Genomic DNA, 16,423 nt, shown 5'->3' with positions numbered 1-16,423 from the left:
GTTTAAGTGCCTGTAAACATTAGGCTATAACAAATAATCCATAATAATTAGATGTTACATACCGTCGACCAGCTACCATCTGTACCCGGTTCAGCCGCTGTCCACCAGTTCGCTTGGTAAACCACACCGTTGTGGATGATCTTATCACCTTGGTTAGCGTGGCTTGGATTACCTGCCCAATCCGTTTGTGGCAGAGCTGGGTATGTCACTAAACCTGTCGTATCACACGTACCTGGTTCAGTGGTACCACCACCCGTGCCCGCATTGAGATCACCAATTGGTAGATCTGGCTGTTCAAACTTGAACGCAAACTCTTTACCACCAGAAATCACTGAGTAGTTAGCAGGACCAGAGATTGGTAGGTAGTAAACCATATCAAGCTCGTAAGTGCCGCCCGCTGGCAAGTCTTTCCATGCTGGTAGAGAGAACGACACACGGTGCATTACGCCATCTAAGCCACCAATGTTGTTTGCTCGAGTATGTCCAGAAGCAATCACTTTCAAACCACCACCTGATTGGTCTTTCGCGTTGTCCGGCGCAGATACTGGGATATCGAATTGGAATTCAGTACCGCCAGGGATCGCTTGACCAGTGTTGTTCGTAAACGTGATTTTCGGGTTAATTGGATAGTTTTGGTCGCCAACTTTGAAGCCGCCAACACTAACAGTAATGTCTACTGCTTCAGTTGGTGTTGGACCAGTCGCTACTTTGTTACCGTAAGGCGTCGCAGACTTAAACTTGTCGTAGATAGCTTTGGTCATAGTGTTACCCATGTGGTATTCACCATTACCCGCCGCACAAGCTTGTTCAGTTGCATCTACTGCCGTACGATTACCATTTGCATCCAGTACGTAACAGTTGTAGTCACCTGCTAGTTCCCAGAACATGATACCGCCGATCTCTTTATCGATAACGTAATCGGCTTTCACCTCGATAGAAGCTTTATCTTCCGTAGATAGGAATACGCTCTTCTCTGCGTTCCACAACCAAGGTGCCACAGCAACGCTATCGTAATGACGAGTATAAGTACCAACAAACTTATCTGAAGGATCGTTGACTGGGTCGAGACCGTAAGCAGCTGCGTAAGAGCCCCAAATACCGTTTTCTAGGTTCTTAGCATGCCACATTGGGTTAGAACCAGCGCCCATTTCGTTTCCTTTAGGGTCGGTATCATGCCACATGTTGTCGATACCAATAGCGCCGTGACCACAGTTGTTCTTCTCACCTTCACCTGTGCCCGGTTGGCACTCTGCTTGGTTTGGTAGTGCCGCTCGGCCCCATAGGCCATTTTCGCCACCAGTAACACCTTGCCAACCACGGGTGTAGTAAGGAACACCAATGTTGATACGACCTGCTGGCATAGAACCACGGAAGTAATGGTAAGCCCAGTCTGTGTTCAAGTAACCGATACCACCGTATGCAGCAGTGCCGTATACGTTCCACTGCGCTAACTCAGAGTCTTTACCTGTATCGAATAAAGCCGCGTTATGACCAACGTGATCATTCCAAGCCCCATGCAAGTCGTAAGACATGATGTTTACGTAGTCTAGGTACTTAGTTACATCGAAGGTTTCCATCCCACGTAGCAAGTAACCTGAAGATGGTGCTGCGATAGTCAGCATATAATGAATACCATCTTGCGCGGATGCCGCATCAAGTTTCTCACGCAATACTTTCATCAGCTCTTGGTAAGACGCCCATAAATACTGACGACGTGGTTCCATGAAGTCTTTGTCGTAAGGGTTACCAGCACCAGCCATTGACGTCGGGTATTCATAGTCGATATCCAGACCATCGAACTTGTACTGACGCATCATTTCAACGGCTGAAGTTGCGAACTTCTCAATACCAGCATGATTAATAGAACCGTCCGCATTCGTCGTCATGGTGTAGAAGCCACCATCAGCTACACGATCGCCGTTCGTATCGAAGTGACCGCCCGTTTCAGCCCAACCACCAATCGAGATTAGCGTTTTAACATCATGTTTTTGCTTGTAAGTTGCTAGTGCACCAAAATGACCTTTAAAACCAAGAGCGGGATCTACCTCAACGCCTGGCCAAGTTTTACCTGTAGCAGGGTTGTTAGGATCATTTACGTCGCCAACGTTTACTTTGCCGTCAGAACCAATGCTCACAAACGCGTAGTTAATGTGAGTAAGTTGTTCCCAAGGAATGTCTTTAACAAGGTAAGTCGATTGTGGGTCGTCACCTGATCGCCAACTGGTGAAGTAGCCGATTACACGACGTGGGTGATCAGCCCCCATTTTCTCACGGCCTTCTTCGTCATAAATAGAACAGTAAGGAACATCTACACCCGTTGTTTGATAAAGACCATCAGGACGACAACTAGATGTCACTGCGCCGCCGTTTACTGTTAACGTCGCAATTGCAGAATCTGCTGTTGCTCCAGCATCATCGGTTGCTCTCGCATAAACACTTAATGAGCCAGCTTGTGAAGGGGTTACATCCAGCGTGTATGGCGCTGTTGTAGCAGTGCCAGCAAGCACACCTGCAACATAAAAATCAACTTTAGCAACGGTACCATCCGCATCCGTAGCATTTGCAGTCAGTGTTACGGAACCACCCAGGTCAATAGAGTTCGCAGAAAGCACGACATCCACTGTCGGCGCTTCATTACCAGGTTGAGCTGATGCCACAGTTAACGTCACAACACTTGCCGTACTAACGGCACCTGCATCGTCATAGGCCTTGGTAGAGAACTCGTGCTGTCCTTCAGTTGCTGTCCACGATGCAGCATACGGCGCAGACGTTGCCTGACCAACTAATACACCATCAACAAAGAACTCTACTTTGCTAACAGTCCCATCAGTATCTGCCGCATCTGCAGCTAGGTTAACAACATCACCCGCAGTCACAGAAGCCGACGCAGAAGGCGATGTCAGAGTAACCGTCGGGACTTCATTCTGAGGTGGATCAACCGGTCCAGTGCCATCACAAGCGCCAAGTGTTTCCCACTCGCCCCACTCACCAGATTGCGCTGGATTGTTGTTTTGCGTCCAGTAACGCGCTTTATAAGCATTACCTTCATGCTGAACTTGGTCGCCACCGTTATAAACTTTTGATGATTGCCAAGTTTCTAGAGGGGCACAGTCAACTGCTGCGTAGCTATTGAAGGCCATAAGACAAGAAGCGGTGAGTGTGCTTAGTGTGAACACGTTTTTCACTGCGTTGCCGTTTTTAAGGTGCATAATCGCTCTTCCTTAAGTTATTGTTAAAACAATACTAAATGCGCTAAACGAAGCGCATCTATACTTTTATTTCGACGTAAAATAACTTAAGTACAAGTTGGTGATTTCACACTATCTATTTACGAGTTTTCCACACCGCCTCGCAACAATCCACTAAATGATTGCAACAACGTACCTATTATTTGGCACCAGTAACTAATTTTATAACTTAAATAAATATGTCACTCGCAAATTAATAAAAAAGGTAAAAAAAGTCGCCATTTTGAAATAAAGATCACTAAGCCTTTGTTGACCTTGGCGTTTCATTAAAATGCCGCTTGTACTCGCGACTAAACTGTGATGGGCTCGTGTACCCAACCATTCTCGCTGCATCATTAACACGTCGCCCCTCTAACTGGATCAATTCGCGCGCTTTGTTAAGTCGAACTTTCTTAATATATTGCAACGGAGATTCAAGCGTGACATTGCGAAATGCTTGATGGAAAGCAGACACACTCATGTTGGCTTCTTCAGCCAATGCTTGTACGTTCAACTGTTCGTGATACGCTTGATGTACACGATTTAGTGCTTTAGCTACCCTCGCGTAAGAACCTTCTTGATGTGCTAGGTCAAATAAAACATACCCCTCTTTGCTCACCAAAGTACGATACACAATTTCCTCAAGAAGCAACTCGCCAAGCATGATGACATCAAGCTCGTTACACATTGCTTTCATTAACCGTTTGCACGCATCCAACATACCTTCATTCATACGTACCGACTTAAGGCCGCAACGGGTAGCATCCAGACACTTATTACTGAATTTTTCAGCCTCTAATTTTTTAACGAGTTTATGAAGAAGCGTTGGCGAAATATCTATCGAAATGCCAAGTAAAGGCTCATTGTTTGTCGCAAACGCTTCGCACTCTAGTGGCATGGGAACCCCGACAACAAGGTAATCATCGGGCCCATATTGCACTGGTGTATCACCAATATGAATGTTCTTATGCCCTTGACCCAATACGATGATGCCGGACTGATAGACAAACGGCTGGCGATGATTCCCTTTGCTACTGCGATAAAACCATACGCCATCTATCGCTGTTTTCTTCATACCTTCTAGGTCATGCAGCCCCTGCTTTTCAACATATTGCTGCATGATATCTGCGAGAGTGTGCATTAGAGCGCTCCATCAATGACCAACGAGTTTGGTCTCTATTATCGTTTCGAGCACTATACTTCCTCTCGACTTTAACTTTCTAGCTCAAGAGCATTAATTTTGTAGAAATAGGCAAATTATTTGCAGAAATCGACCTGTTAACGATCGTTAATCAGGACTAATATGCATGTATTCAATCTCCTTCACTGGAAGCAAGAGGGCTAATAATGAACTTTTCTTATGTAAACCCAACCAAGATTTTCTTTGGTCAAAAACAAATCGCAGCAATCAAAGAAGCTATCCCATCCGACCAAAAAGTTTTAGTGGTATACGGTGGTGGCTCCATCAAAAAAAATGGCGTGTACGACCAAGTAGCAGAAGCTCTTGAGGGACATGAATGGCTAGAGTTTTCAGGTGTTGAACCAAACCCAACCAAAGAAACACTCGATAAAGCAGTCGCAATGGTAAAAGAGCATGGTGTTGATTTTATTTTAGCGGTAGGTGGTGGTTCAGTCATCGATGGCTCCAAATACGTAGCAGCGGCATCAAAGTATGATGGTGATGGTTGGGATATCATGATTGGTAATCACCAAGTCACTGAAGCGACGCCTCTAGCTGCAATTTTGACATTGCCAGCAACAGGCTCAGAGTCAAACATGGGCGCAGTTATCACTAAAAAAGAAACTCAAGACAAACTTCCGTTCATGTCTCCAGCAGTGCAGCCAAAATTTGCCGTGTTAGACCCAGATGTAATGAAAACACTGCCAGAACGCCAGCTTATCAACGGCATTGTTGACGCATGGGTGCACGTATGTGAGCAATACTTGACGCTTCCTACCGGTGCAATGGTTCAAGATGGTTACGCAGAAACACTGCTGAAAACTTTAAAAACACTCGGAGAACAGTTTGCGGAACGAGACGACGATATGTGGCGCGCAAACTTAATGTGGTCTGCTAACCAAGCATTGAATGGGTTAATTGGTAGTGGCGTTCCACAAGACTGGGCGACACATATGATCGGCCATGAATTAACGGCTCTATGGGGCGTTGATCATGCGCGTTCTCTTACAATTGTCCAACCGTCGTTACTTCGTAACCAAATGCAGTTTAAGCGCCCTAAGTTAGAACAAATGGGCCGCAACGTATTTGGTCTTGAAGCAGGTGAGGATTTAGCAGAGCGCACAATCGAATCTATCGAAGCGTTTTATCATCAACTTGATGTCGCAACTAAGCTCGAAAACTATGGTGAGAGCCGTGAACAAGCTATCGATGCCATCATTGATCAACTAAACAAACACGGCATGACTGTTTTAGGTGAAAACCAGGCGATCACACTTGAACGTAGCCGAGAAATCTTAGAGTTAGCTGTCTCATAACTGCAACAACTCTTCACTGCCCTTCCTAGGGTTTAACGGTATTGTGACTTAACAGTCACAATACCGTTTTTTTATGCTATTTTGTAAGCCACATCACGTTCAAAACGAGGAGGCTTCTAAAAACAACGATTCCCTCCAGACAAAAAATCGGCCGTGTTGGTTAGTAAAGAGACAACTGTCCAGCTTTACACAAATAAAAATAATTGAGATCAAAGAACGAGTTAACTCGTTAATTAAGTTTTGATTTGTTGTAGTGATGTACTACATAATTTTGTCTGTTCGAGAAAACACTTTATGTGGCTAGTTGTTGTCGTATTAGCATTCATACATATCATCAGTATCCGTAAAGGCTCTAAATGGCTCTTTTACGTTTCTAAACCATTACCAGTGCTCTGTATGCTTGGTATTTTAATTCAGTCCCCGGCTTACCCAATGCCATATGCGCATTGGATTTTGATTGGCTTATCGCTCTCGTTGCTTGGTGACGTGTTATTAATGCTCCCTAGAGACAAGTTCATTACAGGATTAGTGCTCTTTTGCTCTGCCCATCTCTCCTATAGTTATGGTTTTGCCATCATGTCAGCGTGGCATTTTACACCTTGGCTCCCAATTGCCTTGTTCGGACTCGGTATATGCGTCTACTGGTTGTTCCGACCGGATCTCGGTAAAGAGAAACGGCCAGTTGCCAGTTATATATTGGTACTGATGACTATGTGCTGGGCTTCGATCGAGTATTATTTGAGTGGGAAAACACAATCCTCCTCCTTTGCAGTGCTCGGAAGCTTTATCTTTATTATCTCTGGCATCGTATTGGCTTTCGAACGCTTTGGAGGACGGTCAATATTTTCACGACAAGTTGTCATGGTGACCTACTATTCTGCACAGACATTAATGGTTATGTCTGTTGTTGCGATTGTTGTTCGTTATCCGTATCTCGTTGAACTGAGTTAGTCATACTCTAGACTGCACCAACATTAAAGAAACATGGATGTATCTTGTAAGCGATCTGAATAGAGTCTTAAAATCATCGCCTAAACATTAGCTTATTCTTAATGAAATTACGCGCACAACTTGCTATTGTAAAAGGATATTTTTCCGTTATAGCGTGCCCCTTTGAAAGAGAATACTCCCGTCGTTGAGTTTAGCGACGTAAATAAGTGGTATGGCGATTACCACGCTCTAAAAGACATCAACTTCTCCGTGCATTCTGGCGAGATCGTCGTGGTGTGTGGCCCTTCAGGTTCCGGAAAATCAACGCTCATTCGTTGCATCAATCATCTTGAATCGATTCAAGAAGGCCAGCTTCATGTGTTCGACCAGCCTTCTCACGCAAAATCTCTCAAGCCCGGTAAAATCGGCATGGTGTTCCAACACTTTCACCTTTTTCCTCACTTGACTGTACTGGAAAACCTCACCTTAGCGCCGATTCGCACACTCAAATTATCAAAACAAGAAGCTGAAAAACGCGCAAAACATTACCTAAAGCGAGTCAATATTGAAGAGCAAGCGAGTAAGTATCCAATCCAGCTTTCTGGCGGTCAGCAGCAACGCGTCGCGATTGCCCGCTCCTTGTGTATGGAACCGGATTTACTCCTGTTTGACGAGCCAACTTCAGCGCTTGATCCGGAAATGATCAACGAAGTGTTGGATGTCATGGTTGAGCTGGCTCAAAGCGGAATGACGATGATTTGCGTCACGCATGAAATGGGATTTGCCAAAAAAGTAGCGAACCGCGTGGTATTTATGGACGAAGGCCAAATCGTGGAAATGAACTCTCCAGTCGCCTTATTTGAGACACCACAGCATCCACGAACCCAAGCATTTTTGAACCAAATTTTAAGTTACTGATGATAGTTCGCGTAATCAAACCTGTCCTTCAAGCTTTACTGCAAATGACGTTCCTCTTCATCGCGATTGTGTGGGTGTTGGACTCTGGTGCCGACGCTATGGGCTATCAATGGCAATGGGAGCGCGTACCTGATTACATCGCTTTTTATGAAGATGGCGAATGGTGGCCGGCAGAACTAATTGATGGGCTATTGGTCACGCTTAACATCTCGGCTATTAGTCTATTTTTTACCTTAGTATTAGGGTTGGTTACCGCGTTACTAAGGCTTAGCGATTCGAAAGTCGGCAATGTTATTGGTACCACTTATGTCGAAGTAATACGTAACACGCCGTTGTTGGTGCAAATCTATTTACTCTACTTCGTGTTTGGCCCCGTGATTGGTTTGGACCGATTCAGTACCGCCGTTTTGGCATTATCCCTTTTCCAAGGTGCCTACACCGCGGAAATATTCCGTGCAGGTTTAAACAGTATTCCTAAAGGGCAATTCGAAGCAGCACAAACTCTCGGACTATCACCGTTTTACACCTACAAAGACGTAATTTTTCCTCAGGTTTTACAGCGCACATTACCGCCATTAACCAATGAAGTGGTTTCTTTGATCAAAAACTCTTCCATTGTAAGCGTGATGGCGATTTTTGATCTAACAACACAGGCACGCAACATCGTCTCAGAGACGGCGATGCCGTTCGAAATTTGGTTCACCGTGGCAGCAATTTATCTTGCTCTCACTCTGTCACTTTCTGGCTTGTCTGCATGGCTAGAACACAAACTCGGAGCCAGTTGGCGCAAATTATAAGGAGATAACATGAAGTTATTCAAAGCGACCATTACTGCATTATTAGGGCTAGCCATCGCTATGCCTACAATCGCGAAAGAAGATGTCGCCACACCCAATGTAGATCAAATCAAAGAACGAGGCACTTTGCGCGTTGGTATGTCAACATTTGTACCTTGGGCAATGCGTAACAAGCAAGGTGAGTTAATCGGTTTTGAAATCGATGTTGCCAAACGCTTAGCAGAAGATTCAGGTTTGAAAGTGGAATTCGTACCGACTGCGTGGGATGGCATTATTCCCGCACTACTGGCGAAAAAGTTCGACGTGATCATCGGTGGCATGTCTGTTACGCCTGAGCGTTCCAGAAGCGTCTTGTTTACTGAGCCCTACTCGCACTCAGGCGTTCAAGTAGCAGCAAACAAAGAACTCGCCTCTGGTTTTAGCGAATTCTCAGATTTTGACTCACGACGCATAAAAATAGCGGCCCGTCGTGGCGCATTCACCGTTCAAGTCGCCAGAGAAACCTTCCCGAAAGCGAAGATCCTGCAATTTGATGACGACGCGCAAGCGTTCCAAGAGGTACTGAATGGTAACGCCCACGCAGTCATTGCTTCTAGCCCAAAACCAGAACATGAGACAGTGAAACACAGCGACAAACTATTCCTTCCATTCTCTGAGCGACTATCAAAAGGTAACGAAGCCTTTGCAGTTCGCTTGGGGGAAGAAGATAAAAAGGCCTTTTTCAATAAATGGATTGAAGCAAGAACCCAAGATGGATGGTTAAAACAACGTTATGAATACTGGTTCTCGACATTAGATTGGCAAGATCAAGTCGCGCAAGGCCAGTAATCTAAATGGCTCGTGGACGCCGCGAGCCTATACTCTCCAATCATCCATTTTACTTTTCCATAACTTATCGGAGTCAAATTTTTGGGCGAACACACTACCACTCGCACAGCACCCGCGAAATCCAGCACAGGCTACCTTTTACCGCAATTAAACACACTAGACTGGGTACTACTTGTCATGTGCGGTATCGGTGGTGTTTGGCTGTACCATCGGTCCACTATTGGTGTGCATTATTTGTGGCAGTGGAAAGAGGCGCTTGAATTACTTTTCACGCCTAGAGCAGATGGTGGTTTGCCCTACTTCTTCCAAGGTTTGATTTCGACGTTAAGGCTCAGTGTTTGGGGCATAAGCTTCGCATTAGCGTTTGGCACTTTGTTAGGCTTAGCACGCTTCTCTCGTTCCGTTTGGTTGCGCACACCTGCCAATGCGTTTATCCAGTTAGTGAGAAACATCCCTCCGTTGGTATTTGTTTTTATTTTCTACTTTTTCATTTCTAACCAATTGATCCCGTTACTTGGTTTGGAAGATCTTCTACGAAACTACAACGGCGAACCAAATGCGCTACAGCACTTTCTGTTTGGGCCTTCGAACCTTTGGGAAAACCTTGCCTCTGGCGTGTTATGTGTCGGCTTACTCTCTTCTGCCTACATTGCAGAAGTTGTGCGCGGTGGTTTACAAAGTATCGACCAAGGTCAGTGGGAAGCGGCTGACTCATTGGGCTTGTCTCGATGGGTGAAATACCGATTTGTTATCGCGCCACAGGTGCTTAAATCAATCACACCTGCACTTGCCGGTCAAACCATCTCTTTGGTGAAAGACACCTCTATTGTTTCACTGATTTCGATACAAGAAATGACGTTTGTTGGGACAGAGATGGCAAATTCATCAGGGTATATATTTGAAATTTGGTTGATTGTCGGCCTTGCTTACTTCTTAATTTGTTTTGGTCTGTCACTTATTTTTCGCCATATTGAAGCAAAATCGGAAGCCATTTCAAATTAACTCAACCGCATATGTAATTAGGCACATTTGATTCTTCAAATCAGAATTGCACCCTGTTACATTGACAAGATGCTAAATTTTCGGCGTTTTTCATGGAGTTAAAGAATCAATCCGACTACGAGCGATACATAAAACAAGATAATCTTGGTGAATATTACGTAGTTCTCAATCAATTCACTTTTCACAGTGTTTATCAGCCAATTTTTGATAGACGCCAACGTATTATTGGTATGGAAGCCTTACTGCGTATTCGTGGCATTGATGGTTCCCTAATTCGTCCTGACGTGTTTCTGGCCAATAATGGTCTTGATCCCTACTTTCGCTTATGTGTAGAGTTTTTATCCAGAGCAATGCACATTCGAAATTTTGCACGCTATTTCGCGGGGACGCCGATCAAACTGTTTCTTAACGTCATGCCTCAAACGCTACTCACACTAACCAAAGACATGGGCTTTAAAGATAACGGCCTGCTTTACAAACGCCTTTCCGAACTTGGTATGAGCCCAACAGACGTAGTTTTTGAAGTAGTCGAAGAGTCATGCGGAGATACGGATTTATTAATCAAAGCCGTACAGTTAATGAAAGCGAATGGTTTTATCTTTGCTATCGATGATTTTGGCGCCCAACATTCTGATATCGCACGTGTTCAGCAGCTCTGCCCTGACATCATCAAAATCGATCGTTCCTATTTGCTAGACTACTGCGCCGGAGAAACCTTTTCCATACATAGCGCCGTTGATCTAGCGGATCATATGGGAGCAAAAGTCATTATAGAAGGGGTTGAAGAAGACGTGCAGCTACAAGCTATGTATCAACTTAATTTGGATTATTACCAAGGCTTTTACTTAGGAAAGCCTTGCGCCATTCATCACTGGACAGATAGCCTAAACATCGAGACGACAGTGCATTAACACTGCCCACTTACAGCACAGTGAAACCAAAAAAGCGCCGATATAATATGCTCGGCGCTTTTTAGTTTTACTCAGATGTCACTTATTTAGTTAAGCGTTCATTTCCCTAGAAAAAATCAATAGAATTACGTCCGCTCTTCGGATCACGAGTGGCTTGCGGTTTGTCTTCTTTTTTGCCTTTCTTAGCAGACTGAGACAACGCTTCTTTCTGCGCTTTACGCTCTTTATGTGCCGCTTTACGGCCTGTTGATTTAGGCCCAGAGGCTTTAGGTGACTTACTTTGACGAGACTTATCTTTACGAGAAGACTGTGCTTCTTTTTTCGCTTTCTTTTCTGCTTTTTGCTCTGCCGTTTCAGGTTCGGTTACTGGCGCATCGCAAACCACAACATAATATTCCTGGTTAAACTCAAAAAAGTCACCATCATACATCTTGCGGCGCTTACGTGTTTCTAGTTCACCATTCACCGCGACGTAGCCTTCCTCGATGATATGTTTTGCTTCGCCGCCACCGCTGACCAAGTTTGCGATTTTAAAAAGCTTGTACAGTTCGATTGGATGCGCATCAACATCGATGCCAATCGCTTCGATCTCAATCTCTTCGCCTTCTAAATACTCTTCGTGGTCGTAATCTTGGGTCATGTTATTTACTCTTCATATTTGATGCTCTGAAGTTTAAACGCAATGCCCCAAAATAGAAACCTCAGCCAATGCTCTATCGCAGGTTCTTTGTGGCTTTTGAGCACGTCTTGACCTATTTAACTGACCATTCGCAAGCTGTTACGTCAATGCCAACTTCAAACGAGGCTGCAATTACGCAACCTGAAGGTATATACTCTCTAAGTTATTGTTGAAAAGAGCGAATACTTTGTCTCAACCAAGTAGAATTACCTTTGTCACTGCGAACTTGTTTAATTTTGTCGCACCGCCTAACGCCTACTATGATTTCGAGAACATATACTCGTTAGAGCAATGGCGAGACAAACTTTCGTGGACGCAACGTCAAGTTGAAAAACTGGAAGGCGACGTGATTGGCTTACAAGAAGTGTTCAGTATCGAGAAGACCCAGGAATTTTTTTCAACCATCGGCTACCCCTACTTTGCGACCGTTGACACCCCACATGTTGAGGATGAGTACATTTACTCAAGCCCTGTTGTGGCAATCGCCTCTCGGTTTCCAATAGAAAAAGTACAAGCGGTAGAGTTTGACTTAGCAACGCTTGAGCCTTTTGGAGTAAGTGTTGCTCCAGAGTTCAGTCGCAAACCTATCTATGCCCAAGTAATACATCCTGTACTTGGTCATATCGCCGTTTACGTAACGCACCTGAAATCTCAACGCCCGGCCGACTCAGAACAACCAGAAACGTCTAGCACGATTATTGGGCGCTGGTTATCCACCCAGCAAAGAGGCTGGGAAGCAGCGATGTTAAGAGACGCGATGCAAAAGAGGTATCGAAAAGAACCAATGCCGACAGTGTTAATGGGCGATATGAATCAACCTATCACTCCTATCAGCGTTAACAGCGCATTGGTATCCAATACTGGTGACAGCGTCACTGAATTACAACTCAAAGATGGTTGGTTATTGCAAAGTGACACCCTGAAGGATGAACGCCCAGCCACGCATTATCATTTTTCCACTGGGAATGTACTCGACTATATCTTGCTCTCACAAGAGTTTGACACCTTATCAGATATATCGGTTGCCGAGGTTGTTGACTATCAGGTGTCTAACCAACATCTGATCAACCCGATTTATGACAGAGATAAAAACGCCAGCGACCACGCATTTGTGGCGCTGACTGCTGAAGTAAAGCTTTGAGCAACCTATTTAGTTACTTAGTGACGTTTCACAATTTTACGCGGGATAAGTTCTACGCCAGGCTTGTAACGCTTGGCGGAAGCGTTGAGTGCTAACTCCATTGCGCTGTCCGCGATCAACTCAAACTGTTGAGGCAAAGAGTTGATTTTCACAGGCAAGAAGTCCAGCAGTCGATTATCACCAAATGTTGCTAAACGCACCTTTCCCATCAGTTCTGGTTTTTCTAGCATTACATCCAACACACCTTCTAACAGTGTATATGACGTTGTAACAATGGCATCTGGCAATGCGTTCTCTGTTAACCACCTCTCTAAGACTTTCTTGCCTTCTTCCCGGGAGAAGTGTTGTCCATAACCCACTGTTGCCATTTTACAACCTTGTTGAGAAGCAGATAGAAAACCGAGCTCACGCTCTTTTGAGACTTGAAGATCTTGCAATGCACCGATTAAGCCAATGGACTTAATATCCTCTGACAGTACTGACTGAGTGAGTTCAAGTGCGGCATCAAAATCTTCGCTGATGACACAACAAAAGTGCTCATCATCCATTGGACGGTCTAGCGCGATAACTGGCGTACCAGCATTTTGCAACTTAAGATAATACTCGTTTGCAGTGGGCATACCACTTGCCACAAACAACGCATCAATGCGACGACTGACTAATGCTTCCGCCACCTTTTGCTCTGTATCAGGATCATCATCAGAGCAGCCAATCAAAATTTGGTATCCCGCTTTCCGGGAGTTCTGCTCTATCAGCTTTGCAAGACGCGCATAACTGGTGTTCTCTAAGTCTGGGATGATAAGCCCAAATGAGCGTGAATTACCTGCCCGCAAGGAAGACGCCGCATGATCTGGCTTATAATTGTACTCATCTACAACGGCCATCACCTTTTTCTGAGTCTTCTCGCTGATGCGGTATTTCTGCGCTTTTCCGTTAATCACATAACTTGCAGTTGTCTTAGAAACACCCGCTAATTTGGCTATTTCATCCAGTGTCATATTCTAAACCTTATTCTGTGCGCGCGATCATATTAATACATCAACGATCTTTCGATAAGTTGAATTATAAGCTGAACCGATTCAGTATAAAAGCTGAAAGGATTCAGCAAAACTTAAAAATTGACGTAAATCACCCGAACACGCAACAAACCAATTTGTGAGCTAGGCTATAGGACAGCGGCAAAGGCTCGTTTGTTAACGTCAGTTTTTAAAACAGTTTTTCTGAGTCTTTTAAAAAATTTACCAACAAGCTGAATCGATTTAGCTTGAAAGATAAAAGGTTTGAGGATTGAGTAAGCGCTCAGAAGAAGCGGCGTTCAAATTCTCACACAGAATACATTTTTAAATTGATACCTTAAGGCTGGAGAAGCACCATGCTTAAGCTAAATAAGAACGACATTACCCTCTCGCAATCAGCGACAGATAAGTTTGAAGCAATAAAGAGTATTGCTCATAGCCTGACTGATAAAGGCCTAGTTGAACACGGTTACGTTGAAGGCATGCTAAACCGTGAAAACCAAAACTCTACGTTTTTGGGGAACGGTATTGCTATCCCACATGGCACGACTGACACTCGCTCAATGGTGAAAACAACGGGTGTTGCTGTGCATCACTTCCCACAAGGTGTCGACTGGGGTGATGGCAATACTGTGTTCGTCGCTATCGGTATCGCAGCTAAATCTGATGAGCACCTTGGCATTCTTAAACAGCTCACCAAAGTGTTAGGCGCAGATGGCGTAGAAGAGCGTCTGCGTAATGCAAAAAACGAAGACGAGATCATCGCCCTACTGCACGGTGATGTTCAGCTTGAAGCAGACTTTGACGCTTCTTTAATTCAACTCATGTTCCCTGCGAGCGACATGCTACAGATGAGTGCTGTTGCTGGTGGTCTGTTAAAAAATACGGGATGTGCTGATAACGAATTCGTTGCTGATCTCGTTACCAAACAACCAACTCACTTAGGTAATGGCCTGTGGTTAATTGGCAGTGACAAACATGTCACTCGCACAGGCGTGTCATTTGTCTCGACGGCAAACGACTGCGAATATGAAGGTCAAAAAGTGCGTGCACTTGTCGCGTTTGCGGCATGTAACAATGCTCACCAGCCTATCCTAAAAACGCTTTCTAATATCGTGTTTAACAATGAGCACGGCAAGCTTTTAGATGCATCAGTAGAACAGATTCTTGCTTTATTTAAAGGTGAAGAAGTCACAGCCGCATCCTCAGAAGAAGGCAATACCGCTGTATTTAAAATCAAAAACTCTCATGGTTTACATGCTCGTCCGGGTGCAATGTTAGTGGCGGAAGCGAAAAAATTTGAATCCACTATTCGCGTTGCCAACCTAGACGGTGATGGCAAAACAGTAAACGCGAAGAGCCTAATGAAAGTCATTGCGCTTGGCGTTAAGCACGGTCATCAACTTCAATTTACTGCGGAAGGCCCTGATGCACCGCAAGCCTTGGAGTCTATCGGAAATGCAATCGCTTCTGGCCTTGGTGAAGGTTAAGGATCCGATATGACAAACAAAACAAATAAGGTTGTCACTATTACGCTCAACCCAGCATTGGATTTAACAGGTTCAGTAAATGAACTAAACGTTGGTTCCGTGAGCTTAGTACAGCAAAGCAATCTCCACGCTGCTGGTAAAGGTGTCAACGTAGCAAAAGTATTGAGCGATTTAGGCGCAGACGTCACGGTTACCGGCTTTCTCGGTAAAGATAACCCTGAGCTATTTCATCAGCTTTTCAATGACATCAACGTTAAGAATGAATTTGTGGAAGTAAAGGGTGCCACTCGTATCAACGTTAAGCTGGTTGAGGCCAATGGCAACGTCAGTGATATCAACTTCCCTGGCGTTCAAGTAGCGGCCGACGAAATTACTCGCTTTGAGGAGACACTATTTCGTCTAGCGGAGACGCATGATTACTTTGTACTTGCAGGTAGCTTACCTGGAGGCGTAACCGCCGAACAATGCGCTGCATGGATAGAAGCACTGCATCAACAAGGCAAAAAGGTGTTGTTCGACAGTAGCAAAGCCGCATTGAAGTCAGGTATTGATGCTCACCCATGGTTGATTAAACCTAACGATGAAGAACTTGGTGATTTTGTTGGCGAACATCTAGCAACGCCAGAACAATGCCAAGAAGCAGCGCAAACGCTAAGCGATAAAGGTATTGAGAACATCGTAGTTTCTATGGGTGCAGACGGCGTGATGTGGCTTAACCAAGGCGAATGGTTACGTGCTCAACCACCACGAATGAATGTAGTGAGCACCGTTGGCGCAGGCGATACGCTGGTCGCTGGCTTGTGTTGGGGCCACATGCAACTGATGCCTAAAAACGATTTATTGCGCTTCGCTACGGCACTTTCTGCTTTGGCAGTTAGTCAAGTTGGCGTAGGGCTAACCAGTCAGGAAGAACTGGAAAATATCAAGCGACAAACTGAAGTTAGCGCGCTTTACCCTATTACAAACTTAGAACAAAACTAAGGAACAG

The 16,423-nt window shown here is 44.8% G+C and carries 14 protein-coding genes; 10 read left to right on the top strand and 4 right to left on the bottom strand.

What is annotated here, in order from left to right:
- Positions 1–47: 47 nt before the first annotated feature.
- A complete protein-coding gene (locus R7M92_RS05095; protein WP_318132865.1) occupies positions 48–3,209 on the bottom strand; it encodes a chitinase C-terminal domain-containing protein in 3,162 nt (1,053 codons plus the stop codon).
- A 277-nt stretch (positions 3,210–3,486) separates the two neighbouring features.
- Positions 3,487–4,368, bottom strand: coding sequence for an AraC family transcriptional regulator (locus R7M92_RS05090; RefSeq protein ID WP_064354760.1), 882 nt, complete (start codon positions 4,366–4,368; stop codon positions 3,487–3,489).
- A gap of 206 nt (positions 4,369–4,574) precedes the next feature.
- Here R7M92_RS05090 and R7M92_RS05085 point away from each other — a divergent pair, with 206 nt between their 5' ends.
- The 7 genes from R7M92_RS05085 to R7M92_RS05055 all read left to right on the top strand — a co-directional run bounded on the left by R7M92_RS05085 (position 4,575) and on the right by R7M92_RS05055 (position 11,109).
- Positions 4,575–5,723 (top strand): iron-containing alcohol dehydrogenase, encoded by a 1,149-nt coding sequence (locus R7M92_RS05085; RefSeq protein ID WP_318132863.1) that lies wholly within the window; start codon positions 4,575–4,577, stop codon positions 5,721–5,723.
- A gap of 294 nt (positions 5,724–6,017) precedes the next feature.
- Positions 6,018–6,674, top strand: coding sequence for a lysoplasmalogenase (locus R7M92_RS05080; RefSeq protein WP_005376394.1), 657 nt, complete (start codon positions 6,018–6,020; stop codon positions 6,672–6,674).
- A gap of 162 nt (positions 6,675–6,836) precedes the next feature.
- Positions 6,837–7,571 carry an amino acid ABC transporter ATP-binding protein gene (locus R7M92_RS05075; RefSeq protein ID WP_053307675.1) on the top strand — a complete coding sequence of 245 codons (735 nt, stop codon included), beginning with the start codon at positions 6,837–6,839 and terminating at the stop codon, positions 7,569–7,571.
- Positions 7,571–8,368 carry an amino acid ABC transporter permease gene (locus tag R7M92_RS05070; protein ID WP_318132861.1) on the top strand — a complete coding sequence of 266 codons (798 nt, stop codon included), beginning with the start codon at positions 7,571–7,573 and terminating at the stop codon, positions 8,366–8,368. The genes R7M92_RS05075 and R7M92_RS05070 overlap by 1 nt, the downstream gene beginning before the upstream one ends.
- 9 nt (positions 8,369–8,377) lie before the next feature.
- Positions 8,378–9,196, top strand: a complete 819-nt coding sequence (locus R7M92_RS05065; protein WP_318132860.1) for a transporter substrate-binding domain-containing protein — start codon at positions 8,378–8,380, stop codon at positions 9,194–9,196.
- An 81-nt stretch (positions 9,197–9,277) separates the two neighbouring features.
- Entirely contained in the window at positions 9,278–10,198 is a 921-nt protein-coding gene (locus R7M92_RS05060) for an amino acid ABC transporter permease (protein ID WP_213972744.1), read from the top strand.
- A 92-nt stretch (positions 10,199–10,290) separates the two neighbouring features.
- The gene (locus R7M92_RS05055; protein WP_054576009.1) at positions 10,291–11,109 is read left to right on the top strand and encodes an EAL domain-containing protein; all 819 of its coding nucleotides are present in this window, start codon (positions 10,291–10,293) and stop codon (positions 11,107–11,109) included.
- Positions 11,110–11,215: 106 nt separating this feature from the next.
- Here R7M92_RS05055 and R7M92_RS05050 read toward each other — a convergent pair whose 3' ends face one another.
- Positions 11,216–11,749: an RNA-binding S4 domain-containing protein gene (locus tag R7M92_RS05050; protein ID WP_005376400.1), complete on the bottom strand. Its 534-nt coding sequence runs from the start codon at positions 11,747–11,749 to the stop codon at positions 11,216–11,218.
- Between the two features lie 226 nt (positions 11,750–11,975).
- Between R7M92_RS05050 and R7M92_RS05045 the strand changes: the two genes are divergently transcribed.
- Positions 11,976–12,929 (top strand): endonuclease/exonuclease/phosphatase family protein, encoded by a 954-nt coding sequence (locus tag R7M92_RS05045; protein WP_170890110.1) that lies wholly within the window; start codon positions 11,976–11,978, stop codon positions 12,927–12,929.
- A 17-nt stretch (positions 12,930–12,946) separates the two neighbouring features.
- On the opposite strand, the gene cra is transcribed toward R7M92_RS05045, so the two are convergent.
- Positions 12,947–13,927 carry a catabolite repressor/activator gene (gene cra, locus R7M92_RS05040; RefSeq protein WP_213867696.1) on the bottom strand — a complete coding sequence of 327 codons (981 nt, stop codon included), beginning with the start codon at positions 13,925–13,927 and terminating at the stop codon, positions 12,947–12,949.
- A gap of 374 nt (positions 13,928–14,301) precedes the next feature.
- On the opposite strand from cra, the gene fruB reads away from it, so the two are divergent.
- Together fruB and pfkB are read left to right on the top strand one after the other, a co-directional pair.
- Positions 14,302–15,435: a fused PTS fructose transporter subunit IIA/HPr protein gene (gene fruB, locus R7M92_RS05035; RefSeq protein ID WP_318132858.1), complete on the top strand. Its 1,134-nt coding sequence runs from the start codon at positions 14,302–14,304 to the stop codon at positions 15,433–15,435.
- Positions 15,436–15,444: 9 nt separating this feature from the next.
- Complete coding sequence (gene pfkB / locus R7M92_RS05030; protein WP_213867694.1) at positions 15,445–16,416, top strand: 1-phosphofructokinase; 972 nt, start codon at positions 15,445–15,447, stop codon at positions 16,414–16,416.
- Positions 16,417–16,423: the final 7 nt, after the last annotated feature.

The sequence above is a fragment of the Vibrio sp. Vb2880 genome (genome assembly GCF_033337975.1).
Classification (GTDB): Bacteria; Pseudomonadota; Gammaproteobacteria; order Enterobacterales; family Vibrionaceae; genus Vibrio; species Vibrio alginolyticus.
The sequence above is the reverse complement of the archived record's forward strand: the minus strand, read 5'-3'. Positions and strand labels throughout refer to the sequence as shown.

Excerpts from the sequence above, each read along its gene's own strand:
- R7M92_RS05095 (WP_318132865.1), bottom strand. The coding sequence starts at position 3,209 with ATGCACCTTAAAAACGGCAACGCAGTGAAAAACGTGTTCACACTAAGC.
- R7M92_RS05090 (WP_064354760.1), bottom strand. The coding sequence starts at position 4,368 with ATGCACACTCTCGCAGATATCATGCAGCAATATGTTGAAAAGCAGGGG.
- R7M92_RS05085 (WP_318132863.1), top strand. The coding sequence starts at position 4,575 with ATGAACTTTTCTTATGTAAACCCAACCAAGATTTTCTTTGGTCAAAAA.
- R7M92_RS05080 (WP_005376394.1), top strand. The coding sequence starts at position 6,018 with ATGTGGCTAGTTGTTGTCGTATTAGCATTCATACATATCATCAGTATC.
- R7M92_RS05070 (WP_318132861.1), top strand. The coding sequence starts at position 7,571 with ATGATAGTTCGCGTAATCAAACCTGTCCTTCAAGCTTTACTGCAAATG.
- R7M92_RS05065 (WP_318132860.1), top strand. The coding sequence starts at position 8,378 with ATGAAGTTATTCAAAGCGACCATTACTGCATTATTAGGGCTAGCCATC.
- R7M92_RS05055 (WP_054576009.1), top strand. The coding sequence starts at position 10,291 with ATGGAGTTAAAGAATCAATCCGACTACGAGCGATACATAAAACAAGAT.
- R7M92_RS05050 (WP_005376400.1), bottom strand. The coding sequence starts at position 11,749 with ATGACCCAAGATTACGACCACGAAGAGTATTTAGAAGGCGAAGAGATT.
- cra (WP_213867696.1), bottom strand. The coding sequence starts at position 13,927 with ATGACACTGGATGAAATAGCCAAATTAGCGGGTGTTTCTAAGACAACT.
- fruB (WP_318132858.1), top strand. The coding sequence starts at position 14,302 with ATGCTTAAGCTAAATAAGAACGACATTACCCTCTCGCAATCAGCGACA.
- pfkB (WP_213867694.1), top strand. The coding sequence starts at position 15,445 with ATGACAAACAAAACAAATAAGGTTGTCACTATTACGCTCAACCCAGCA.